This window comes from Streptomyces purpureus, from assembly GCF_014648195.1.
GTDB lineage: Bacteria > Actinomycetota > Actinomycetes > Streptomycetales > Streptomycetaceae > Streptomyces > Streptomyces purpureus.
Genome location: NZ_BMQQ01000002.1, coordinates 352936 through 375893, shown reverse-complemented (window position 1 = coordinate 375893; position 22958 = coordinate 352936). Strand labels below are relative to the sequence as shown.

Below are 22958 nucleotides of genomic sequence, written 5' to 3'. Positions count from 1 at the left end.
ACGCACTTTCAACTGGCCGGAAACTGAACAGTTGCTGGACATTGGCCAGCGCTGTGTTGCCGCACAAGGGGGCGTCAATGTCCGTGTATCACGACTCCACTCGGGAGCGATCGGGAACGGATCCGAGAAGCGACCTGGTCCGGTCGATATTCGCCGAGCTCCTCGGTCTGCCTGCGGTGGCTCCGGACGACGACTTCTTCGAACTGGGCGGTCAGTCGCTGCTGGCCTCCCGCGTTCTCGCCCGGCTGCGTTCCGCCTTCGGGGTTGAGATCACGGCGCGAGAGTTCTTCGCTTCGCCGACTCCGATCGGTCTGACGGGCAAGCTCGACTCGTACCGGACGACACGTCCGTCCGTCGAACCGCAGGAACGGCCCGCGCAGGTCCCCTTGTCGTACGAGCAGCAACGACTGTGGTTCCTCAACCAGGTCGCCGACGGTGGGTCCGGCTACAACATCCCGGTGGCGTTGTGGCTGTCGGGCGAGCTGGACCGCGACGCACTCCGGCACGCGGTGCGCGACGTGATCTCCCGGCATGAATCGCTCCGGACGATCTTCCCGTCCGAGTCGGGCACGCCGAGACAGCAGGTCCTGGAGGTTCCTGACCTGGCAACCGTCATGTCGGTGGTCCACGTCGAGCCCGGCGAGGCGGCAGAGGCGGTCCGGCGGCGTGCGGCCGAGGGCTTCGACCTGACCGTCGACGTGCCACTGCGGACGTGCCTGTTCGTCCTCGGCCCGCAGGAACACGTGCTCCTGCTTTCGTTCCACCACGTCGCGGTCGATGGCTGGTCGTTCGAGCCGTTGCGGCACGACCTGTCCGCCGCCTACCGTGCTCGGCTGGCTGGTGAAGCTCCGACGTGGCCGGACCTGCCGGTGCGGTACACCGACTACGCCCAGTGGCAGCGGAAACTTGCCGACGACGACGCCGGCGGGATGCTGGCCAAGCAGCTGAGCTACTGGCTGACGGAGCTCGAAGACCTGCCTGCGCAGATCGCCTTGCCCGCCGACCGCCCTCGTTTCGCCTCCAGCACCAGCTACCGCGGTGGACGAGTGCCCTTCCACCTCGACGCGGAACAGCACCAGCGGCTCACCGATCTCGGTCGGGAGCACCAGGCGACGTTGTTCATGCTTCTGCATGCGGGCCTCGGTGCTCTGCTGACGAGGCTCGGCGCGGGCACCGACCTGCCGATCGGGGCACCTGTCGCCGGGCGCACCGACGCGGCGCTCGACGACGTCATCGGCTTCTTCGTCAACACGCTGGTGCTGCGCACCGACACCTCTGGTGAGCCGACCTTCCGAGAGTTGATCGAGCGCGTCCGGGCGACCGATCTTGCGGCATTCGACGCGCAGGATGTGCCGTTCGAGCAGGTGGTCGAAGCGCTCAACCCGGTTCGTTCGTCCGGCCTGAACCCACTTTTCCAGGTGATGCTCGCGGTGCAGACGCACGTCGATCCCGCGATCGACGCGCCCGGCATCACTTCCCGGTTCGACCCCGTCGACATCGGGGTGTCCCGGTTCGAACTGTTCTTCTCGATACAGGAGCGGCGATCCGCCGACGGCACGCCGTGCGGAATCGACGGAGTGGTCGAGTTCTCCACCGACCTGTACGACCGGGGCACCGTCGAGGCCATGGCCGAGCAGTTCTGCCTGGTGCTGGCACAGGCCGTCGCCGATCCGGACCGGCCGGTGTCGCGGGGCGAACTGCTGTCCGCGACCGGCAGGCATCGGGTGCTGACCGAGTGGAACGACTCCACCCGGCGCCTTCCGGCTGCCGACCTGGTGACGTTGCTCGAGGAGCAGGCCAGGCGAACGCCATCGGCGATCGCCGCCGTCACCGACACGAGCAGCGTCGCATACGCGGAGCTGCACGCCAGGGCCAACCAGCTGGCCAGAGAGCTGATCAGCCGGGGCGCGGGCCAGGAGCGCGTTGTTGCGGTGCTCCTTGACCGGTCCGTGGACCTCCTGGTCGCGCTGCTGGCCACGGTCAAGGCCGGCGCGGTCTACCTGCCGGTGGATCCGGACTACCCCGACGAACGGCTCGGTTTCATGATCGAGGATGCGGCGCCGGTGGTCGTGGTGACCCACCGCGAGCACGCACACCGGGTGCCCGGCGCGCTGGTCGTCGACTCCCCTGGCGACATGGCGCGGATCGAGCGGCACCCGTCGACGGCCCTCACCGAGGACGAATGCCATACCGGCGATTCTGCCGCCGCGGCCTACCTGATCTACACGTCCGGCTCGACCGGCGTGCCCAAGGGCGTGGTCATGCCGGCCGCCGGTCTGCTCAACATGGTGTGCTGGCAGGCGGACCGCGACACGGGGAGCTCCAGCGGCGTCATCGCGCAGCTGGCGAGCGTGGGGTTCGACGTGTCCTTGGAGGAGATCCTTCCCGCCCTGGTCAGCGGCGGCACGATCGCGATTCCCGAACCGGATGTGCGCACCGATCCGGTACGGCTGGTGCACTGGATGGACCGGCACCGGGTGACCATGGTCATTGCGCCGACACTGATGATCGACAGCATCTGCTCGGCCGCTGTCGCCGAGGGCCTCGAACTGCCCGCGTTCACCGACGTCGCGCAGGCGGGGTCGCCCCTGATGCTGAGCGATGACATTCGTTCGCTGCTGAGCGGCCCCGTGGAGCGCAGGCTGCTCAACTACTACGGTCCGACCGAGACGCACGCCGCGACCATGCTCGTCCAGTCCGGGCAGGTGGCCGCCGGGGCGCGGTCCGCGGCCGTTCCGATCGGCCGTCCGGTGTGGAACCAGCGGATCTACCTGCTGGACAACGAGTTACGGCCGGTCCCGCCGGGAGTGGTCGGCGAAATATTCGTCGCCGGTGCGGGCGTCGCCCGCGGCTACCTGGCCAGGCCGGGACTTACCGCGGAGCGGTTCGTGCCCGATCCGTTCGTGGGCACCGGTGGGCGGATGTACCGCACGGGCGACCTGGCGAGGTGGACCAGCGACGGCACCCTGGTCTTCGCCGGCCGGGCCGACCACCAGGTCAAGATCCGGGGTTACCGGGTCGAGCCGGGAGAGGTCGAGGCGACTCTGCTCAAGCACCCCGACGTGGCACGTGCGGTCGTGACCGCGGTCGAGCCGGTGCCGGGGGACGTCCGGCTGGTGGCGTACGCGGTGGGAGTGGACGGCACACGGCTCGTACCGGCGCGGTTGCGGCGGTACCTCTCCGACACTCTTCCCGCGTTCATGGTCCCGGCGTCGTTCGTCGTGCTGGACCGGATGCCGGTGAACGCGAACGGGAAAGTGGATGTCTCGGCGCTGCCGGCACCACAATGGACGGCCGGCGGCCGCGCCCCGCGCACCCCTCAGGAAGAGCTGTTGTGTCGGCTGGTCGCCGATGTGCTGAAGATCGCCGAGGTCGGGGTCGACGACGACTTCTTCGAGCTCGGTGGTCACTCGTTGCAGGTCGCCAGGCTGGCGAGCCGGGTGCGTTCGGTGCTGGACGTGGCCCTGCCGGTGCGAGTGATCTTCGAACGACAGACCGTCGCAGGTATCGCCAACGCCATCGACGACCTGGCGCCGAGCAGGCCGCCCGTCCGGGTCGTGCGCCGCCCGGAGCGGGTGCCGTTGTCCTTCGCGCAGCGCCGACTGTGGTTCGTCGAACAGCTGGAGACGTCGGCGGGGCATGGTTCCGCGTACCACATCCCGTCGGCCTTCTCACTGACCGGTGAGCTGGATGTGGCCGCACTGCGAGCGGCGTTCGGTGACGTGATGACCAGACACCAAACCCTGCGGACCGCGTTCCCGGTGTCCGGCGACGAGCCGTGGCAGCGCATCCTCGACCCTGGGAGCCCTGTTCTGACCACGGTGGACTCCTCGGAGTCCGAGATCGCCGACGCGATGAGGTCCGAAGTGGAGCGTCGGTTCGATCTCGCGGGAACGCCGCCGATGCGGGCAGTGCTCTTCCGGCTCGGCCCGAACCGGCATGTGTTGCTGATCTGCCTGCACCACATCGCCACCGACCACTGGTCGATGCGGCCGTTGCTGCGGGACCTGTCCACCGCATACGCGGCCCGGCGTGGGGGCAACGCACCGGAGTGGACGCCGTTGCCGGTTCAGTACGCGGACTACACGCTGTGGCAGCGGGAGATCCTCGGCGCAGACGGCGGGGCCGTCACGACCGAGGTGGAGTACTGGACCGAGCAGCTGGCCGGCCTGCCCGAGCCACTGGAGCTGCCGCTGGACCGGCCCCGCCCGGCCGTGCGCGGTCATCGGGGCGAGACCGTCCATTTCGAAGTGGACGCCGACCTGCACGCCGGTCTCGCGCAATTCGCCGGCGCTGGACGCGCCAGCCTGTTCATGGCACTTCAGACGGCTCTGGCTGGTCTGCTCACCCGGATCGGCGCCGGTGCCGACATCCCGCTTGGCGCGCCGATCGCCGGTCGCAACGATGACGCCCTCGACGATCTGGTCGGCTTCTTCGTCAACACTCTGGTACTGCGCACCGACACCAGTGGCAATCCGACGTTCACCGAATTGTTGGCGCGGGTGCGCGAGACCAACCTGGCCGCGTACGCCAACCAGGACGTGCCGTTCGAGCGACTGGTCGAGGCGCTCAAGCCGACCCGCTCGTTGAGTCACAACCCGCTCTTCCAGGTGACGCTCACGCTGCAAGGTGCGGGCGAGGCCGCGCTCGACCTCCCCGGCGTCGCGGCGACCAGGCGGCAGATCGATGTGCAGACCGCCAAGTTCGACCTGTCGTTCTCGTTCACCGAACGGCGCGGCGCCGACGGCAGTCCGGAAGGTATGGCCGGCCTGGTCGAGTTCGCCACCGACATCTTCGACCGGGAGACGGTCGTCGCGCTGACCCAGCGTCTGGTCCAGGTGATGCGTGCCGCGGTGGCCGATCCGGCGGCCCGGCTCGACACGGCCGACGTGTTGCTGCCCAGCGAGCGCGAAGCGCTGCTCAGCGGCGCGATGCCCATCTGAGATGAGGAGTCACCACGTGCAGGACACTGTCGGTCCACCGATGGACGCGCCGACCAAGCCGCTGCGGCACCAGCCGATCTGGCTGCGGTGGTTGGCTGCGGCGTCTCTGGCCAGGCTGCCGCAGACCTCGCTTCCGGTCGCGTTGGTGCTCACCGCGCACGAGGCGACCGGGTCGTTCGTGGGCAGTGGACTGCTCAGCGGCGCGAGTGCGATGACCTACGCGCTGTGCGCTCCGTGGCGGGGCCGGCAGATGGACCGGGCCTTGTTGCCCAACGCCCTCGGGTGGTCACTGCTCGCGGCGGCCGCCGGACTCGTCGCCACGTCGATCGCGGCGGCCGCGGGTGCTCCCTTGTGGCTGCTGCTGGTGTTCGTCGTCCTGGCCGCGTGCGCCGGCTCCGGGGTGGGAGGGGCCTACCGGTCGGTCCTGCCCCACTTCCTCCACTCCACACAGCTCACACAGGCATATGCGGTCGACGCGGTCGCGGTGCAGGTCGCGTGGATCGGTGGTCCAGCGCTGGCGGCCGTGGTGGCTGCCGCGGTCGGACCGCAGGCATGCGTCGGCGTCGTGGCCGCGGTGACGGCCGGGGGAGCCTTGCTCAGCTGGACGCTGCCGAGGAGGGAACCGGGCAGCCCGACGCGGCAGCACTCCTCGGTACGCGCGTTGCTCGGGTGGCTGTGGGCGCCGCTCGTGCTCAACGCGGGGATCGGGATCAACCTCGGCGCGCTCGACGTGGCGCTGCCGGCCTTGATGACTGATCACGGTGAGGCCGCGACGAACGGCGGCCTCGTGCTCGCCGGGCTCTTCGCCACCAGCGCGATCAGTGGTTCGGTCTACGCCGCCCTGCCGTCGACGAACCCGTTGCGGAAGGTGAAGACCCGCACGGTGGCGTGCGTACTGATGGCCGCGTACGGCGCCCTCATGGCAAGCGCTGCTGCGACACCTCAGTTGTGGGTTTCCGTCAGCTGCCTTCTGGTCGCCGGACTGGCCTTCGCACCGGGCGACAGCGCGGTCATTCTGCTGGTCTCCGAACAGGCTCCGCCGGAGCGGTTGGCGGAGGCGTTCGGATACTTCTCCGCCATCGGCTACGTGGGTATCGCGCTCGCCAGCCCGGTCACCGGTTGGTTCGTGACGCGATTCGGCGCCGGGGCGGGTCTGCTCCTGGCGGGACTGGCACCACTGGTCGCGGTCGTGGTGGTGGTGACGGCTCGCGGCAGCAAGAAATAGAAAGGTCCGATCGCAGAGAAATATGCGGTCGGACGGTGTCTCGCAACGGTCAACATTGTTTGTCGACGAAATGCGGAGGTCGATCATGGTGGACATCGACGACAACGTCGATTGCATCGTCGTACTCAACGGTGAGGAACAGTACTCAATTCTCTTGGCCGACCGCGAAGTTCCGGCAGGGTGGGTCGCCGAAGGATTCCGCGGGTCTCGGCAGGAATGCCTGGACCACATCGACCTTGTGTGGACCGACATGAGGCCGCTGAGTGTCCGCAGGCGAATGGAAGGGAATTAAGAATGCTGTACGAACGCGTCGTCCGGCAGGCCCTTCGGAATCCTTCGGCTCCCGCGGTCACGTTCGACGGCGAGACGCTGACCTACGACCAGCTCGTTCGCCGGGCAGACCGGCTGTCGGACGCGCTGACGACGGCCGGGGTCCGGCGGGGCGACGTCGTCGGCGTCCTGATGAGGCGGTCCACCGGGATGATCTCGGCGCTGCTGGCGATCCTTCGGGCCGGCGCCGCCTACGTCGGGATCGACCCCGACGACCCGCCACAGCGGCGGAACGACCTGCTGATGAACGCCGGCGTGGAGTTCGTCGTGGCGGACGACGAGCTGCGCGGGTGCGTTCCCAGCCGGCTCACCACGCTCTCGCCGTCGGCCGTGAGCCGGTCCTCCGGCGCTCCGGCGAGCACCACCGCCGACGACCTCGCCTACGTCAGCTTCACGTCCGGCTCGACCGGGCGGCCCAAGGGCGTGATGGTCCCGCACCGCGCGGTCCTCAGACTCGTCACGGACATGAACTGGATGACCGTCCGCCAGGACGACGTGTTCCTCCAGGCGGCTCCACTGGCGTTCGACGCCTCCACCTTCGAGATCTGGGCACCGTTGACCCACGGCTGCCACCTCGTGGTGGCGCCGTCCGGCCGGATGACCTTGGACGGGGTGGCGGAAGCCGTTCGTGAGCACGGTGTGACAGTGATGTGGCTGACGGCCGGCCTGTTCCACGAGATGGTCGCGCACGACATCGGCGGGTTCGCCGGCGTGCGTCACCTCGTCGCGGGCGGCGACGTGATCCAGCCAGGTCCGGTCGCGCGTCTGCTCGCGGCGCATCCGAACATCACGTTCACCAACGGATACGGTCCGACCGAGAACACGACCTTCACCACGACCTGGACGACCAGCGCCGCTGCCGGGGACGGCCTCGACACGATTCCGATCGGAACGCCCGTCAACGGCACGCGGACAGCGGTGCTGGACTCCGAACTGCAGCCGGTCGAGGCAGGAGCCTGCGGCGAGCTGTACGTGTCGGGAGCCGGGCTTGCTCTCGGTTATCTCGGTCAGCCGGGTGCCACGGCCGACAGGTTCGTTCCCGACCCGTTCACGAGTGAGCCGGGGGCGAGGATGTACAGCACCGGCGACATCGTCCGGCTGCGGCCCGACGGCGCCTGTGAGTTCGTCGGTCGGGTCGACGACCAGGTCAAGATCCTCGGCCACCGGGTCGAGCCCGGGTCCGTCGAAACCGCGTTGCACCGCCTGCCAGGGGTCAGCCGAACCGCCGTCGTTGTGCGGACCGCCGCAGACGGCACGAAACGACTGGTGGCCTACGTCGTACCGGAGGACGCACCACCGCCACACTGGGGCGAGCAACTGCGCGAACAGTTGCGTGCGATCCTGCCGGCGCCGATGATCCCGTGGGCCGTTCTGGTGCGGGACAACCTGCCGTTGACCAGCAACGGGAAGATCGACCGTGGCGCGCTGCCGGTTCCGGACCTGATGGCACGCAACGTGCCGAACGACTTCGTCGCGCCGCGGACCGACGTGGAGCACCGTCTGGCCGAGCTGTGGGAAGGCGTGCTCGGTGTGGAGCCGATCGGCGCCGACGACGACTTCTTCGACCTCGGCGGCCATTCGCTGAACGCCACGGAACTGCTGGGCGCGGTGCGGGCGGAATTCGGTGTCACGATTCCGGCGCGCGTCCTCTACCTGCAGCCGACCCTCGGCGAGCTCGGCGAACAGCTGGAAACCGCCATGCGGAGCGGAGCGCCGCGATGACCGTCGCCGTAGAGGCGGGCCGGTGCCCGATGCACGCCGGCCCGGAGATCGATCTGTTCGAGCCGGGCACGTTCGCCACGACGGACATGCACGCCGTCTGGCGGACCCTGCGACGGGAGGCGCCAGTCAGCCGGCATCCGGTCGGCGACGACGGGTTCTGGTCCGTGACCCGGTACGACGACGTACAACACGTTCTGCGCGACCACGCCACGTTCACCTCCGAAAAGGGATCGCTGCTCACCCTCCTCGGCAAGGGCGACCCGGCCGGTGGCCGGCAGATGGCGGTCACCGACCCACCCCGGCACGCGAGGCTCCGGGAACCGTTGCAGCGCGCCCTGTCGGTCAAGGAGGTGGAGCGCGACCTGCCGCGTATCCGGTCCCTGATCCGGGAACTGCTCGCCCCCATGAAGGACGGCGGCGTGTTCGACTTCGCTGCGGCCATGGCGGCCATGCCGATGGCGGTCATCGGTTCGTGGATGCGGCTTCCCCGGTCGGACTGGCCCGAGCTGACCCGGCTGACGGCCGCGTCCATCGCTCCGGACGACCCGGCCTTCGTCGGCCCGGGCGGTCCGGAGAGGACACTCGTCAGAGCACACCGCGAGCTGTTCGCCTACTTCCAGGACGTGGTCGCGGAGCGGCGCGCCGCCCCCGGCGACGACCTGATCGGCGTGTTGCTGGGCATGCGTGTCGACGGAGCGAGGCTCACACCGGGTGAGATCGTGTCCAACTGCTACAGCCTGCTGCTCGGTGCCAACGTGACCACCGCCCAGCCACCGAGCGCCGTACTGCTCGAGCTCGCCGGAACCGACGCGCTGGCCGACTGGGCGGCGCATCCGGACCTGCTCGTGAGCGGGGTGGAAGAAGCGTTGCGCTGGTCCTCGCCCGCGCAGCACTTCATGCGCTACGCCACGCGGGACGTGCGGATCCGTGAGGTCACGGTGCACGCGGGCGACGCGGTCGTCGCGTGGCTGGGTTCGGCCAACCGGGACGAGGCCGTGTTCTCGCGGCCCGACACGTTCGACATCCGCAGGCGCCCCAACAAGCACGTTGCCTTCGGCGTCGGCCCGCACTACTGCGTCGGGCACACCGTCGCCAGGGTCGCGCTGCGGGTCCTGTTCCACGAGCTGCTGACCGGCTTCGCCGACATCGAGGTCGTCGGCGAACCTGTGCGGCTGCGGTCGAACTTCATTGCGGGATATACCAGTCTGCCGGTGACGGCACGAGGAGTACGGCCATGGTGAACGGATCGGCTGTTCCTCTGCGCAGGTGGCTGCCCCGGCCGCTGCCGGGGACTCCGTCGCGGATCTTCTGCCTGCCCTACTCGGGCGCGGGTGCCTCCATGTTCAGCCGATGGCCGGACGTCGCGGGCGTTACCGGACTCTGCCCGGTGCAGTTGCCGGGCCGGGAGAACCGGCTGCGGGAGCCGCACTTCGGGACTTACGAACAGCTGGCGGAGGACGTGGTCGAGGCGCTGCTGCCCGTCATGGACCGTCCCTTCGGACTCTTCGGGCACTGCAGTTCCGCGCTGATCGCGTTCGAGATCGCCGCTGTGCTGCACCGCGAAGGGTTGCCGATGCCACGGCAGTTGTTCTGCTCCTCCCAGGTCGCACCTCACGAAGGCCCTTACGGCAGCTACTTGACGATGACGGATGAACAACTTCGAGCGGAGCTGTTCGCACTTAGCGACAGCGAGCTCGACGACACCGTTCTGGACCTTGTCACGGAGGTGCTGAGAGCGGACGTCGAGGCCAACAAGGCCTACCAGCGGGTCGAGCCGGTGCTGCTGGACACCTCGATCACCACGATCGGCTGGTCGGCCGACCAGGAGGTCGCTCCCGAGCTCATGAGCGGGTGGGAGGAGTACTCCAAGAAGGTCCACCGAGTGGTGCTGCCGGGCGTGCACCATACGTTCCTCGACGCCCCGGCCGCGCTGCTGACGCAATTCGCCGAGGGAATGGCCTCGGATGACTGAGCTGCGGACCTGCCGGATCGCCGGAACTCACAACGGTCCACCCGGCAGCGCGAACGGTGGATACGCCTGTGGGATGTTCGCCAGGATCGCCGTCGATGTGGTCGGGACGGCCGCGGTGGTCCAGTTGCACGCGGCCCCACCACTCGACACCGAGCTGGCCGTCCGCGCGCATCGCGGGCGAGCACTCGTCTGGCACGAGGACGAGCTCGTCGCGACGGTTTCCGCTGCGAGGCACGACCAGCCGGCAGTGGCACCGTTCGTCGCCGTCGCCGCCGCGGAACGAGCGAGCGCGTTCTTCAAGGGTGCGGCGGCGCACCCGTTCCCGGAGTGCCTGGTGTGTGGAACCGCCAGGACCGACCCGGCTGCGTTGCACCTGACTCCTGGGGGCGTGGACGGTCTTCCGGGTGTCGTCGCGTGCACCTGGACCCCTGGTGACCCGGACCTCGACACCATGTGGGCCGTGCTGGACTGCCCCGGCGGCTGGACCCTCGACCAGAGCGGTTCTCCGTACGTGCTCGGCAGGATGTCCGCGCGCGTCCACGCGGTCCCACCGTCCGGCGAGCCAACGATCGTCGTGGCCCAGCACATCGCGACCGTCGGACGGACCGCGCGGGTGGCCAGCGCGCTGTTCGGTCCTGACGGCACCGAGTTCGGCCGGGCGGAGGCCACCTGGGTCCGGCTCAGTGCTTCTTCCGATCCGGCGCCGAGGAAAAGGGAGTGCCTTCCATCGTGACTACGAACCTGATCGACCTGTTCGAGGAGCAGGCGCGCCGACGACCGGACGCCGTCGCGGTGGTGTGCGGTGAACGGTCCCTGTCCTATCGGGAACTGAACAGCAGGGCGAACCAGCTGGCCCACCTGCTGACCGGGTCCGGCGCCCGCCCCGGCGCGTTCGTCGGGGTGTGCCTGCCGAGGTCCGTTGACCTGCCGGTGGCGCTGCTCGCCGTGGTGAAGACCGGCGCGGCCTATCTGCCGTTGGATCCGAGCTATCCCGAGGAACGTGTCGCGTGGATGGTGCGGGACGCCGACCCGGTCGTGGTCGTCGGCACGTCGGAGGCGCTCCGGTCCGGGGAATCCGTGCTCCTGCTGGACGATCCGGCCGTGGCGGCCCGGCTGGCGGACACCTCTGACGGCGCTCCGTCGGTCGTGCGAGATCCTGGCGACGCCGCCTACATGATCTACACCTCCGGGTCGACAGGACGACCGAAGGGAGTCGTCGTCGCACACGCCAACGTCATGGCCTTGTTCGCCGCCGCCCGCGAACTGTTCGACTTCGGCCAGGACGACGTCTGGACACTGTTCCACTCCTATGCGTTCGACTTCTCGGTCTGGGAGCTGTGGGGCGCGCTCCTCCACGGCGGCACGCTGGTGGTGGTTCCGGTCGACACCGCCCGATCCGCGCCGGACTTCCTGCGGCTGCTGGCCGACCAGCGGGTCACCGTCCTCAACCAGACCCCGTCGGCGTTTTACGAACTGGCACGAGCCGATGCCGAGGACGCGGTCACCTCCAGCCAATTGGCTCTGCGCTACGTGGTGTTCGGCGGCGAGGCGCTCGATCTGGCGAGGCTGGAGGAGTGGTACGGGCGGCACGGTCCGGGCAAGCCCGAGCTGGTGAACATGTACGGAATCACCGAGACCACGGTGCATGTCACCCACGCCGCCCTCGAACCCGACCGGACTGCCGCGACCGGCCTGGTCGGCCGGCCGCTCCCCGGCGTTCGATGCTACGTCCTGGACGACGGGTTGAACCTGGTACCGCCCGGTGTGGTGGGAGAGCTGTACGTGGGTGGCGTGGGCGTGGGATGGGGTTACTGGGGTCGTGGCGGGTTGACGGCCGACCGGTTCGTACCGGATCCGTTCGGTGGTGCCGGCGAGCGGCTGTACCGGACCGGCGACCTCGTGCGCTGGGGGCGCTGGGGTTTGGAGTACTCGGGGCGGATGGACGACCAGGTGAAGATCCGAGGGTTCCGGATCGAGCTGGGCGAGGTCGAGTCGGTGCTGGCCCGGTGCCCTGGTGTGGCGGACGCAGTCGTCGTCGCCGGCACGAACGGTCGGGGCGAGCCATGCCTGGTCGGGCATGTCACGCCGGGCAGGGCGACCGGTTCGGTGAACCCGTCACAGCTCGGCGTGATCACACGGGAGTTCGCCTCCCGGCATCTCCCCGCCCATATGGTGCCGGCGGTGGTCATGGTCTCCACGGAGTTCCCGTTGTCGCCCACCGGCAAGGTCGACCGGCGGGCGCTTCCCGCACCGACGTTCGAGGTGTCGGCCAGTCGCCCGCGCTCGCCGGTGGAGGCGGTGCTGTGCACGTTGTTCGCCGACGTGCTCGGCATCGACGAAGTCGGCCCGGACGACGGGTTCTTCGACCTCGGCGGTCACTCGTTGGTGGCGACGAGTCTGGTGAGCCGGGTGCGGACCGCGCTGGGGGTGGAGCTGGGAGTCAGCGCCGTGTTCGAGGCACCGACACCGGCCGCGCTCGCGCGGCTGGTCGCGGGGCAAACCACTGAGGGCGGGGCCCATGACGTACTGCTCGAGCTGCGCGGGCACGGCAGCCAGCCACCGCTGTTCTGCATTCATCCGTCCAGCGGGATGAGCTGGTCCTACGCCGGCCTGCTGCACCACCTCGATCCTCAGACGCCGCTGTACGGACTGCAGGCACCGAGCTTGAGCGGCGACTCCGTCCTGCCGCAGACCATCGAGCAGCTGGCGGCGGACTATCTGTGCCGCATCCGTACGGTACAAGCGAGTGGACCGTACCGGTTGCTCGGCTGGTCGTTCGGTGGTCTGGTCGCCCACGCGATCGCGGTCCAACTCGAGCGGCAAGGGCAGCAGGTGGCGTTGCTTGCCGTTCTGGACGTGTCGCCGGTGGCCGCGGAAACCGACGGCATGCAGGCGGAGGGTCTCACCGACAACGCCCTCGACGAGGCCCTCGCTGAGGAGATCGGCGATGCCTGCCTGCCGGAGGAGACGATCGCCCGGATCGCCGCCACCGTCGGGCACAGCAGCCTGCTGCGTGACCGCTTCACCCCCGGCCGGTTCGGCGGCGATCTGCTGCTGTGCACGGCCGGGCCGAATGCACTGGCCGACGCCTGGCGTCAGCACATCGGCGGCCGCATCACGACCCACGAGATCGCCACCACACATCTCCGGATGATGCGCCCCCCGGCGTTGGCCCAGATCGGACCTGTCCTGGCGGCCGCGCTCGCCGGCGGCCCCCGGGAAGCCGGATCCCACCCCGTCCGCGACCGGGCCGGGTGCCCCGGACCCGACGACGACCGTCCGGGGCAGGCCGGGGTGCAGCGCCCCGGATCCTGACTGCGGCCTCGCCGACACCGGATCGGACGCCCCCGCCGGGCTGATCTCCGCGCTCGCCGCCCTCGCGGTGGCGGCCGGGCGGGGTCCTCCGGCAGCACATGGGGTGCAGCGCCCGTGGGCACGTACGCCCCCCGAACCCCCGTCGCCGCGTCAGGAGGACACGGCCAGGACACAGAGCTCGTGGTCCTCGGGGTCGGTCAGGCACGTCCACGGAACGTCGCCCTGGCCGAGGTCGAGGTCGGTGGCGCCGAGGGCCCGCAGCCGGTTCACCTCCGCCGCCTTGTCGTCACCGGGGTACGGCAGCAGGTCGAGATGGACGCGGTCCGGCGCGGTCTTCGCGCCGGGTGTGCGGAGGAACTCGAGATACGGGCCGACACCCTTGGCGGAGCGCAGCACCGCGCGTTCGCCGGTCACCTCGTGCAGGGTCCAGTCCATCGCCTCGCCCCAGAACCGGGCCATGACCCGCGGATCGGCGCAGTCGACCACCACCGCGGCGATCGGGCCGGTGTCCCGGTAGACCTCCCGCGGCTCCCGCACGCAGAACTCGTTGCCCTCGGGGTCGGCGAGGACCGTCCACGGTACGTCGCCCTGACCCACGTCGGCGGGCGTCGCACCATGGGCCCGGAGACGCGCGACCAGCTCCGCCTGATGGTCCGCGGAGGTGGTCGCGAGGTCGAGGTGCACACGGTTCTTCGCCGTGGACTTGAGCGCCGGGACGGGAACGACGTCGATGCCGAGGACGACCGGGTCAGGCCAGACGAGGCCGCCCTCGGGTCCGATGTAGGTGGTCACGCCGGGGCTGTACGCGGTCCAGCCGAGCGCCGCCGCCCAGAACCGGCCGACCGCCGAGGGATCGAGAGCCTTGATGTTCACATGAGCAGGTCGCAGTGCCATGCCGGCGATCCTATGCGGCCGCTTACCAACGGCAGGCGCGGATGCCGCGGCCGGACAGGGACCGACGCGCTCACCAGCCGTGCGGCGGTCGATCGGAGGTTCAGCGCTTGAGAGTGAAGGCGAAGTCGCTGGAGAGCTTGCCGCCCAGCCGGACCGCCGACACGAGACTCCCCTCCGTGAGCAGTCTCTCGACCTCGGACCGCGAGAGGCCGCACCCCTCGGCGATCAGTCGCACCGGCCGGACCGGGATCTGCGCCGCGAAGCGGACCGAGACGTCAATCACTTCGCGGTCCAGGTGAGCCGATCCGCCGGTGTCGAGACGCCAGGCGTCGTCCCAGTCGAGGGAGATGCGGTTCCGGCGCCGCACGGCCGGATCCTGGAGCAACTCGGCTGCCAGAGACAGGTCGTTGTCATGCGCCCGGTCCAGCAGATCCGGACGTACCGAGCGCACGTTCATCCGCTCCATGATGGTGAGCTTCGTCGTCTCCCCGCAGGCGGTACAGAGTGCGAGGAGCCACACGTCGAGGCGCTTGTGGTTCGCGTTGACGCGGAACTTGCCGCTTGTCCGAAAGCTTTCGGACGCGCATGCGTGGCAACGGCGGCGAATGAGCGGAAGACAGACGGGTTCGACTACCCAGGTTTTGAGCACAGAGGTACACCCGATTCAGTGAGAAAGTCCTCGGCAAAAGGCAGCGCGGCGCATCTGCGCGACGCGCGACAAATCAGCGCTCGGGAGGTCTCACAGGGTGTACAACGGCATCTCCCTGACTGGGCGGCCTGCCGGCGACTGCAACGGACGTTACGGACGCACCGGCGCTCAGCGCCTCCGCGTGAGGTTCATCCGCCGGGACGCCTGGCGTTGACCTTCCGCCGCCGCGGCTGCGCATCTCGCTTACTGAGCCGGTCGGTGGCCGAATCGGCCCGGTGGGGGAAGGGAAGGGGAACCGGGCGGGAAGACCGCCGTACACAGTGGCGTGTATGTGTGCATACTCCGCGCGGAAATCGCAGTTCAGGCTGCTCCTGATCATGCCAAGTCATCAACTTGTGCGGAAGGGCGCTGACTTGGGGTTCCGCATCTGGTCGGTCTGGGATCCGTCGCAGCTGGAGGTCGACTTCGAGCCACGCATCGAAGAGGTCTCCGAGCAGCTGCTGCTGACCGACTTTGCCGACGAGGCCGGGCTGCGTGATGCCGTCGCGCGGACCGCTGGGCGCCATGGCATCGACACCGTGCTGCACTGCGGACACGGCGGTTCCGTCCTGCCGGTGGTCCGGGAGGCATGGCGGCTGGGCCTGTCCCCGAACCCTCCGGCGGTGTACGAACGGTTCCAGGTCTGCGAACGGGACGACTGGGCCCCTGCCGAGGCCCCCCGGGTGAGCGTCGAGACGCTGACCCTGGACGGGGCCCATCATGTCGTGGGCATGACGGCCGAACGCACCACAGGGCCACCGCACTTCCTCGTCACGGGCCATCTCCATCCGGCGCCTCTGGCCGACGACGAGCAAGAGATCATCGAGGCAGTGGTCGACGAGCGGCTGACGGCGTGCGGATACCGCTTCGGCCTGGCCAGCACGCAGGTGGCGCTGCTGCCCGCCGGGCCCCGGATCGTGTCCTGCCGCGCGCGTCCGGGCGCCGACCGAATCCCCCTGCTCATCGAGATCGCGCGCGGGTTCGACCTGGAGGCGGCGGTGTTCACGGCCCTTCGAGGGGACCGCCCCGTCGTGCCGAGCCCTTCCCGGTATGCCGAGGTCGGCTTCTTCCTGCTGCCCGAGGGGCGGCTGGAGACGTACACCGGCACGGAGGACATCGCCGTGACCCCGTGGGTGTGCGGCGCCCGATTCCCCTACACCGTCGGCGACTGGATCGCCCCCGTCGGCGATCCGCGCGCCCGTCGCGCCTACGTGGTGGTCGAGGGGGCCACACCGGAACTCACCCGCGAACGAGTCGCCAAAGCGCGACAGGACCTTGTCGCCGATATCCGGCTAACCGCCCGATGACGTGCTCCTGGTGGATATGTTCGGTCTGGAACTGGTAAGAGACCGGGGGCGGTACGCGTGACTGAGCATGCCTGGTGCCTGTGCTGCACGAGATGACCTACTCTCGCAGTGGTGTGTGTCCATCTCATCGCTGGCGGGGGAGGATCAGGTGAGGGCTGCGATATCAAGCCATAATCAGGACCACACAAGTCCCAGACCACAATTCGCGGTTCTGGGATCTCTGGAAGTCCGCTGCGGCAGCGAACGCATATCGGTCAACGGAGCTCTCCAAGGTCGCGTTCTCGTGATGCTGCTTCTGGAGGCCGGACGCGTCGTCCCCGTCTCCCGTCTGGTGGCGGCGGCATGGAACGAAGAGCCGCCGGGCAGCGCCGAGCATCAGGTGCGAAAGACGGTCGCCAAGCTGCGCAGCCGCCTTCCGTGCGGTCCCGACATCATCGTCACCGACGGGCCCGGCTACCGCGCGGTCGTGGACACCGAGCAGCTTGATCTGCTGCGCTACCAGGTACTGCTGCAACAGGCCAGGGCGTCACTGGACGCGGGGGAGACGCAGCGGGCCGCCGCACAGTTACGTGAGGCGCTGGCCCTGTGGCGGGGGCCGGTGCTGGCCGGTTCCGGCGGCCGTGTGGTCGACGCCGCCTCGACCGCTCTGGAGGAGCAACGGCTCACCGCTGCCGAGCAGCTCTACGACCTGCGCATCGACGCGGGCGAGGCCGCCGAGATCACCGGTGAGCTGCGGGTGCTCGTCGACGAGCACCCGCTGCGCGAGACCCTGCGCAGCCGGCTGATGCTCGCCCTCTACCACTCCGGGCAACAGGCCGCCGCACTGGACGAGTTCGTCCGCGCCCGAAGCTACCTCGCGGACGAACTCGGCATCGATCCCGGCGTCGATCTGACCGGACTGCACGAACGCATCCTGCGCCAGGACCCTTCGCTCACCCGCCCGGAACGCGCCGTGTCCCGTGTCGCGCGCCAGGTGACCGAGGCTCCGCACGCGCTGCCGTTCGACGTGCCCGACTTCTCCGGCCGCAGCTCCGAGCTGGAGTGGATCTGCGAAGCGGCCAGACGGACCCCGGAGGGCGCGCCGACGGTCCTGGCACTCGACGGCATGGGCGGTGGCGGCAAGACGGCCCTCGCCGTCCGGGCCGCCCATCAGCTCGCCGAGCGGTATCCGCACGGCAGCCTCTTCATCGACCTGCACGGCTTCACCCCCGGCCAGACGCCGCTCAGCGCGTTCCAGGCGCAAGGAGACCTGCTCGCCGCAGCCGGCACCCCCAGCGACGAGATACCCACGGTGCCGGCGGGACGTGCCGCGCGGTGGCAGTCCTACATGCGAGGCCGTCGCATGCTCCTGGTGCTGGACAACGCCGCCGCCTCGGAGCAGGTGCGGGAGCTGATCCCCGCCTCGTCCGACAGCCTGGTCCTGATCACCAGCCGCCCACGGCTGACCGGACTGGACGGTGTGGAGTGGCACTCCGTGGGCGCCCTTCCGGAGCTGGACAGCCACCAGCTCCTGCGCAACACCCTGGGCGCCGCGCGCGTGGCGAAGGAGCCGGAGGCGGCCCGTGAGCTGCTGCGGCTGTGCGGAGGACTCCCGCTGGCGGTCAGGATCGCCGCCGCCCGGCTGGCGAACCGTCCCCACTGGACCGTCCAGCGACTCGTCGAACGGCTGCGGGACCACGACCGGCGCCTGGACGAGCTCACCAGCGAGGGCCGCGGAGTCGCGGGCGCGCTGCTGCTGTCGTACCAGTCCATGCCACCCGACCAGCGGACTGCCTTCCGGCTTCTGGGACACCACCCCGGACGCTATCTGGACACCGAGGAAGCCGCCGCGCTGCTGGACACCGATGTCATGACGGCCGAGGACGTGCTCGAAGAACTTGTCGACGTACGGCTCTTGGAGGCCCGGGAGCCGGGGGTGTACGCCTTGCACGATCTGGTGCGCAGCTTCGTGCAACGTGTCGCGCAGGGGCAGCGGGCGCCGGAGGACGGGCAGGCGGTGCGGCGACTGCTGGATCACTACTTGAGCACGGCGGAACGTGCCTGCGACACGCTGTTCCCCGGACGGCGCCGCTTCGGGGAGGACGGCGGAGAAGGCCGGGTCCGTGACGAATTCGACCGCAAGGAGAAGGCGCTCCAGTGGCTCGACCAGCATCGCGAGAGCCTGCTGGCGGCGGTGGACGCCGCATACGACGCGGGACTGCTGTGGCATGCCGCACGGCTGCCTCGTGAGTTGGGCTTCCACTCCAGCATTCGCGGCTACGACGCCAGTGCCAACGTGGCTCTGGAGAAAGGCGTCAGCGCGTCACGGCAGCTCGGAGACCGCTCCCTGACCCGGCTGAATCTGATGAACCTGGCCATGGGCAAGTGGCGGCTGGGGCAGTTGCGCGACGCGGTCGACCGGCTGGAGGAGGCCGTCGAGCTGTCCCGGCTGATGGAGGACGTGCACAGCGAGGCGGAGTGCCGGGCCCGGCTGGGACAGGCGTACAACAGCATGGGGGAGCTGGAGCGCGCGCTGCGGCTGTGTCAGGAGGCCAACGCGGTCGCGCAGGAACTCGGCTTTACCCGGCTCGACGGCTCGTCGTTGAGCACGCTGAGCCTGATCCAGGTGCGGCTGGGGCGGTTCGAGGAGGCCGTCGAGTCGGCGGAGCGGGCGGTGGCCATCTTCGACTCGATCAAGGAGATCCAGCTCTCCGTGGACGCGCTGAGTAATCTCTCGCAGGCGATCGAAGGACTGGGCCGCTTCGAAGAGGCGCTCGCCCGGGCCGACGCGGCGCTGGAGCGGTGTCAGCGCATGAGCATGCCCTCCGTGCTGCCGCTGGTCCTCGCCCGCAGAGCCGACGTGCTGGTGCGCCTCGGTGAGCTGGACGAGGCGGCGGACAGTGCGGGACACGCGCTCGTCAAGGCCGCCAGCAGCACCGACGACATCCACCGTGCCGCCGTACACCTCTCGGTCGGGCGCGTGCTGTACGCGCAGGGGGACCTGGACAGCGCACAGGCTCAGCAGCTCCTGGCCCACGAGATCGCCTGCCGTATGGAGCTGCGCTACGACGAGGCGAGCGCGCTGTGGGGTCTCGCCCGTACCACCGAGGCTCAGGGACTTCCGCAGGTGGCCCGGCAGCACCGCTCGGCCGCGGGGGAGCTCTTCGCTCTCATGAACGTGCCGGATTCTGCACGGTGACTCCCGGTCGTCGGCCGGTCCACGCCTCGGGGACCGGGCGGGTGTCCAGAGGGGAACGGACCGGGAAGACGGATCGGGAGCATCAGCGGAGTCGAAATGATCTGTCTTTCCGGAGGAGTTCACTCATGCGCTTCACTCCTGTCGCCGCCGCTGCCATCGCTCTCGGGGCAGTTCTGGGAGGATTCGCGGCCACCGCCGATGCCGGCGCCTCGGACACGGTCCAGCCGCGCATAGTCGCCTTCGCCTCTTCGACGGACGAGGAGACCGGCGGGCCGGGTGACAACAACGGCAACGGCTGAGCCGGTGGGCCGCAGCCACCGGCTGCGGTCCAGCAGTCCAGCAGCCCGCAAGAGTCACCGCTGAGAGTCGACACCGCATCGGGCGGTGGACTCGCGTCCCTTCCGCCCAATCCTCATCGAGGGGAACACCATGCCCATCCGGGTGCTCATCTGTGACCATCTGCCCGTCATCGCGGCCGGTCTCAAGACCCTCCTCGACGCGGTGCCCGACATCGACGTGATCGGTACGACCCAGAACGGCATGGAAGCCATCGTTCTCGTGCGGACCACGCGGCCCGATGTCGTGGTCACGGACCTGAACCTCCAGACAATATCCGGACTTGAGATGATCCGCCGGCTCGGCAAGGAGGACGAGCCGCCCAACGTCGTCGTGTTCACCGCGTCCGACGCCGACAAGACGGTGAGCGACGTGCTGCATGCCGGGGCGAGCTGTCTGCTCGGCAAGGACGCGAGCCCGCAGGAGCTGATCACCGCGATCCAGGCGGCAGCCGCCGGGCAGACCATGCTCGCGCCGAACATCGCCCAACGCCTGGTCACCTGGTTCCGCGCGCAGCCCGAGCCCCAGGCCGCCGCGGCGTGCCCGGAGGTGACCGAGCTGACCCCGCGGGAACGGGAAGTGACCAAGATGGTGGCACGGGGTATGTCCACCGAGGAGGTGGCCCGCGAACTGATCATCGGCGAGGCCACGGTCCGCACCCACCTCTATCGCGTACGCACCAAGCTCGGTGTACGCGACCGCGCCGAGCTCGTGTCACTGGCCTACCGGACCGGACTCATCCACTCGGCCGGACAGCCCTTGGGCGACGAGCGGGTCGTGTCGGGGAAGGGCCTGCGGGCGAGCTGACCGCCTACGACCGGGTCGTCGCCGCGACCGGAGTCTCCGTGTCGGCGGCGGCGGCGTGCCGGGCCGTCCGGATGCGATCGGCGCCGACCATCCGCCACAGCGCGGCGGGGTCGCCATACCGGGCGGACTCGGCCGCGGTCAGCCGGAAGTACCGGTGCAGGCCCAGTTCCGCCGTCATCGCGCGCACCCCGCAGCTCTGCATGCTCAGCCGCACCACGGTGCGCGCGGTCTCGGCGGCCATCGCCAGCGCCTCGACCGGCGCGGTGCCGACTGCGTCCGGCCGGGAGTCGACCAGCCAGGCCGCCCGGTACACCGCCCCCCTGGTCGCCCGCAGCGCCACCAGGGCTCGCGCCAGCGGGAACGAGACCGCGGGCAGATCGCGCAACCTGGCGCCGAACTGCCTCCGGAATCCGGCGTATCCCAGGGCAATCCGGTGCGCGCCGTCGGCGATGCCCAGCAGGTAGGCGGCCTGCCGCAGCCGCGCCCTGGCGAGCGGACCGGTGGGCGAGCCGCCCAGGGTCCCGATCACATCCGCCGCGGAGACCGGCGTGGCCTCGAACCGGACGACCGGCGGCCAGCACCCGCTCACCGTGACGCGGTCGGCCGTCCCGCGCGCTACGGCGACGAGCACCGGCGCGCCGCCTGTCCTGGTGGCCACCAGCAGCGTCCCGGCGTCAGCGGCGTCGACCGTGACGGTGCCGGTCAGCTCCCAGCCACCCGTTCGAGGGGCGGCGGTGACCCCGTGGCCGATCGGCAGGACTTCCAGTCCGGCCAGTGCCGCGCCCGCCGGACCGCCCATGTCGGCTGCCAGCGCGTCGGCCCGGTAGGAGTTGCCGCGTGCCGCGCGACCGAGCTCCTCGCTGACGAGCACTCCGGCCGTCAGGCCGAGGTCGAGGCCGCCGGAGGAGACGGGCCGCTCGAAGTCGGCCGCGCCCAGCTCGTCGAGTACCGCCCGCGTGGGACCGAAGGCTCCGTCAGCCACCGGCGCGCCGTGCAGGTCCATCCGGGAGGGGACGCCGGCAAGGCCCGTACGAAGTGCCTTGCGCAACTGGATGACGAGTGGATCGGGGGTGAGGTCCATGTCAATGCTCTTCCTGTCCGATGGAGTCGAACGCGGCGGCCATGATCTGGAGCATCACCTCGGAGGTACCGGCCGACAGCGTGAGTCCCGGCGCCTCCCGGTAGGCGGAGTCCAAGGTCAGAGCCGCCCGGCTGCGGTGCGCCCGCTGCCCGGGGCTGGGGACGTCGGCAGCCCACACCGCGATGGACTGGGCGAGTTCGCTGCTGTGGTACTTGGCGACGGCGGCCGACACCTGATCGACCTGGCCCGTGGCCAGCCCGGTGAGCACCTCCCAGGCGAGGACGTGGTCGGCCGCCAGCGCCCCGTGCCAGCGGCCGATCCGTTCCAGGTGGGCGTCGTGCGCGGAGTCCTGGTCGCCGTCGATCAGCGCGTCCAGCGCGGCCTTGAGCCAGTGCTCCGCTTTGAGGTGGTAGTCGAGACCGGTGCGCTCGATGGCCAGTGCCTCGTTGAGCAGCGGCCACCCCTCGTCGCGCGGACCGAGGAGGCTGTCGCCCGACACCGGGACCGAGTCGAGGTCCACCCGGTGGAAGTGCTCGTCGCCAACACTGGGGATCACCGACACCGTCACCCCGGGAGCGGCCATGTCGACCAGGAACAGACTGATTCCCTGGTACTTCCCGGTACCCGGGGTCGTCCGGGCCGCGCACAGTCCGAGGTCGACGAACCGGGTCTTGAGACTGAACACCTTCGTGCCGGTGATCCGATAGCCGTCGCCGTCCGGTTCGGCCACGGCCCGCAGCTCACCGAGGTCCGATCCCGCGTCCGGTTCGGTGTAGAGCACCGAAGCGAAACCCTCACCACGGGCCAGCGCGGGCAGGTACCGCCGCTTCTGCTCGTCGCTGCCCGCCATCAGCAGGAACTGGCCGACGATCTGAATGGTGTTGACGTGCAGGGTGTCCGGCACTCCCGCATGGACCAGCTCCTCGGCGACGATCGCGGCGTCGGTGAGCGGGCGGCCTTCTCCGCCGTACTCGACGGGCCAGTGCACGGCGAGCAGTCGCCGCTCTCCGAGCAGACGGTAGAGCGGGCGGGCGTCCGGCTCGACACCGTCCGCGCCGGTGGCCTCCGCCGCCGCGGCACGCACCTCGGCGGAGCGCAGCATCTTCCGCACGCTCGCCCGGAACCGTTCTTGTTCCTCGGTGAATCCGAACCGCATGTAC

The 22958-nt window shown here is 69.8% G+C and carries 16 protein-coding genes; 12 read left to right on the top strand and 4 right to left on the bottom strand.

Going from position 1 to position 22958, the window contains the following annotated elements; all coding sequences use genetic code 11:
- The first annotated feature begins 77 nt into the window (after nt 1-77).
- The 8 genes from IEZ01_RS05395 to IEZ01_RS05360 all read left to right on the top strand — a co-directional run bounded on the left by IEZ01_RS05395 (nt 78) and on the right by IEZ01_RS05360 (nt 13507).
- A complete protein-coding gene (locus IEZ01_RS05395) occupies nt 78-4943 on the top strand; it encodes a non-ribosomal peptide synthetase (protein WP_189200175.1) in 4866 nt (1621 codons plus the stop codon).
- A 40-nt stretch (nt 4944-4983) separates the two neighbouring features.
- Nucleotides 4984-6168, top strand: coding sequence for an MFS transporter (locus IEZ01_RS05390; RefSeq protein WP_189200173.1), 1185 nt, complete (start codon nt 4984-4986; stop codon nt 6166-6168).
- An 85-nt stretch (nt 6169-6253) separates the two neighbouring features.
- Entirely contained in the window at nt 6254-6460 is a 207-nt protein-coding gene (locus tag IEZ01_RS05385; RefSeq protein WP_189200171.1) for an MbtH family protein, read from the top strand.
- Nucleotides 6409-8220: a non-ribosomal peptide synthetase gene (locus tag IEZ01_RS05380; RefSeq protein WP_229832704.1), complete on the top strand. Its 1812-nt coding sequence runs from the start codon at nt 6409-6411 to the stop codon at nt 8218-8220. The genes IEZ01_RS05385 and IEZ01_RS05380 overlap by 52 nt, the downstream gene beginning before the upstream one ends.
- Nucleotides 8217-9461: a cytochrome P450 gene (locus IEZ01_RS05375; RefSeq protein ID WP_189200169.1), complete on the top strand. Its 1245-nt coding sequence runs from the start codon at nt 8217-8219 to the stop codon at nt 9459-9461. Before IEZ01_RS05380 ends, IEZ01_RS05375 begins: the two co-directional genes overlap by 4 nt.
- On the top strand, nt 9455-10192 hold the full coding sequence (locus tag IEZ01_RS05370; RefSeq protein WP_189200168.1) for a thioesterase II family protein: 738 nt from the start codon (nt 9455-9457) through the stop codon (nt 10190-10192). Before IEZ01_RS05375 ends, IEZ01_RS05370 begins: the two co-directional genes overlap by 7 nt.
- A complete protein-coding gene (locus IEZ01_RS05365) occupies nt 10185-10925 on the top strand; it encodes a hypothetical protein (RefSeq protein ID WP_189200166.1) in 741 nt (246 codons plus the stop codon). Before IEZ01_RS05370 ends, IEZ01_RS05365 begins: the two co-directional genes overlap by 8 nt.
- On the top strand, nt 10922-13507 hold the full coding sequence (locus tag IEZ01_RS05360; protein ID WP_189200163.1) for an amino acid adenylation domain-containing protein: 2586 nt from the start codon (nt 10922-10924) through the stop codon (nt 13505-13507). Before IEZ01_RS05365 ends, IEZ01_RS05360 begins: the two co-directional genes overlap by 4 nt.
- A gap of 150 nt (nt 13508-13657) precedes the next feature.
- Here IEZ01_RS05360 and IEZ01_RS05355 read toward each other — a convergent pair whose 3' ends face one another.
- Entirely contained in the window at nt 13658-14401 is a 744-nt protein-coding gene (locus tag IEZ01_RS05355; protein WP_189200161.1) for a VOC family protein, read from the bottom strand.
- A 100-nt stretch (nt 14402-14501) separates the two neighbouring features.
- Nucleotides 14502-15050: a DUF1062 domain-containing protein gene (locus IEZ01_RS05350; protein ID WP_189200159.1), complete on the bottom strand. Its 549-nt coding sequence runs from the start codon at nt 15048-15050 to the stop codon at nt 14502-14504.
- A 413-nt stretch (nt 15051-15463) separates the two neighbouring features.
- Here IEZ01_RS05350 and IEZ01_RS05345 point away from each other — a divergent pair, with 413 nt between their 5' ends.
- The 4 genes from IEZ01_RS05345 (at nt 15464) to IEZ01_RS05330 (ending at nt 20717) form a co-directional block, all read left to right on the top strand.
- Entirely contained in the window at nt 15464-16396 is a 933-nt protein-coding gene (locus IEZ01_RS05345) for an ATP-grasp domain-containing protein (RefSeq protein WP_229832702.1), read from the top strand.
- 286 nt (nt 16397-16682) lie between these two features.
- Nucleotides 16683-19574, top strand: coding sequence for an AfsR/SARP family transcriptional regulator (locus IEZ01_RS05340; protein ID WP_229832716.1), 2892 nt, complete (start codon nt 16683-16685; stop codon nt 19572-19574).
- Between the two features lie 125 nt (nt 19575-19699).
- Nucleotides 19700-19873 (top strand): hypothetical protein, encoded by a 174-nt coding sequence (locus IEZ01_RS05335; RefSeq protein WP_189200154.1) that lies wholly within the window; start codon nt 19700-19702, stop codon nt 19871-19873.
- A gap of 130 nt (nt 19874-20003) precedes the next feature.
- Nucleotides 20004-20717: a response regulator gene (locus tag IEZ01_RS05330; RefSeq protein ID WP_189200152.1), complete on the top strand. Its 714-nt coding sequence runs from the start codon at nt 20004-20006 to the stop codon at nt 20715-20717.
- Between the two features lie 4 nt (nt 20718-20721).
- Here IEZ01_RS05330 and IEZ01_RS05325 read toward each other — a convergent pair whose 3' ends face one another.
- Both IEZ01_RS05325 and IEZ01_RS05320 read right to left on the bottom strand, forming a co-directional pair.
- Entirely contained in the window at nt 20722-21798 is a 1077-nt protein-coding gene (locus IEZ01_RS05325; RefSeq protein WP_189200150.1) for an acyl-CoA dehydrogenase family protein, read from the bottom strand.
- Between the two features lies 1 nt (nt 21799).
- Nucleotides 21800-22954 (bottom strand): acyl-CoA dehydrogenase family protein, encoded by a 1155-nt coding sequence (locus IEZ01_RS05320; RefSeq protein ID WP_189200148.1) that lies wholly within the window; start codon nt 22952-22954, stop codon nt 21800-21802.
- Nucleotides 22955-22958 lie beyond the last annotated feature (4 nt).

What these genes read in the sequence shown, in the direction of transcription:
- IEZ01_RS05390 (WP_189200173.1), top strand. Translation starts at nt 4,984, where the DNA reads ATGGACGCGCCGACCAAGCCGCTGCGGCACCAGCCGATCTGGCTGCGG.
- IEZ01_RS05325 (WP_189200150.1), bottom strand. Translation starts at nt 21,798, where the DNA reads ATGGACCTCACCCCCGATCCACTCGTCATCCAGTTGCGCAAGGCACTT.
- IEZ01_RS05395 (WP_189200175.1), top strand. Translation starts at nt 78, where the DNA reads ATGTCCGTGTATCACGACTCCACTCGGGAGCGATCGGGAACGGATCCG.
- IEZ01_RS05385 (WP_189200171.1), top strand. Translation starts at nt 6,254, where the DNA reads ATGGTGGACATCGACGACAACGTCGATTGCATCGTCGTACTCAACGGT.
- IEZ01_RS05330 (WP_189200152.1), top strand. Translation starts at nt 20,004, where the DNA reads ATGCCCATCCGGGTGCTCATCTGTGACCATCTGCCCGTCATCGCGGCC.
- IEZ01_RS05320 (WP_189200148.1), bottom strand. Translation starts at nt 22,954, where the DNA reads ATGCGGTTCGGATTCACCGAGGAACAAGAACGGTTCCGGGCGAGCGTG.
- IEZ01_RS05335 (WP_189200154.1), top strand. Translation starts at nt 19,700, where the DNA reads ATGCGCTTCACTCCTGTCGCCGCCGCTGCCATCGCTCTCGGGGCAGTT.
- IEZ01_RS05365 (WP_189200166.1), top strand. Translation starts at nt 10,185, where the DNA reads ATGACTGAGCTGCGGACCTGCCGGATCGCCGGAACTCACAACGGTCCA.
- IEZ01_RS05370 (WP_189200168.1), top strand. Translation starts at nt 9,455, where the DNA reads ATGGTGAACGGATCGGCTGTTCCTCTGCGCAGGTGGCTGCCCCGGCCG.
- IEZ01_RS05340 (WP_229832716.1), top strand. Translation starts at nt 16,683, where the DNA reads ATGCTGCTTCTGGAGGCCGGACGCGTCGTCCCCGTCTCCCGTCTGGTG.
- IEZ01_RS05375 (WP_189200169.1), top strand. Translation starts at nt 8,217, where the DNA reads ATGACCGTCGCCGTAGAGGCGGGCCGGTGCCCGATGCACGCCGGCCCG.
- IEZ01_RS05355 (WP_189200161.1), bottom strand. Translation starts at nt 14,401, where the DNA reads ATGGCACTGCGACCTGCTCATGTGAACATCAAGGCTCTCGATCCCTCG.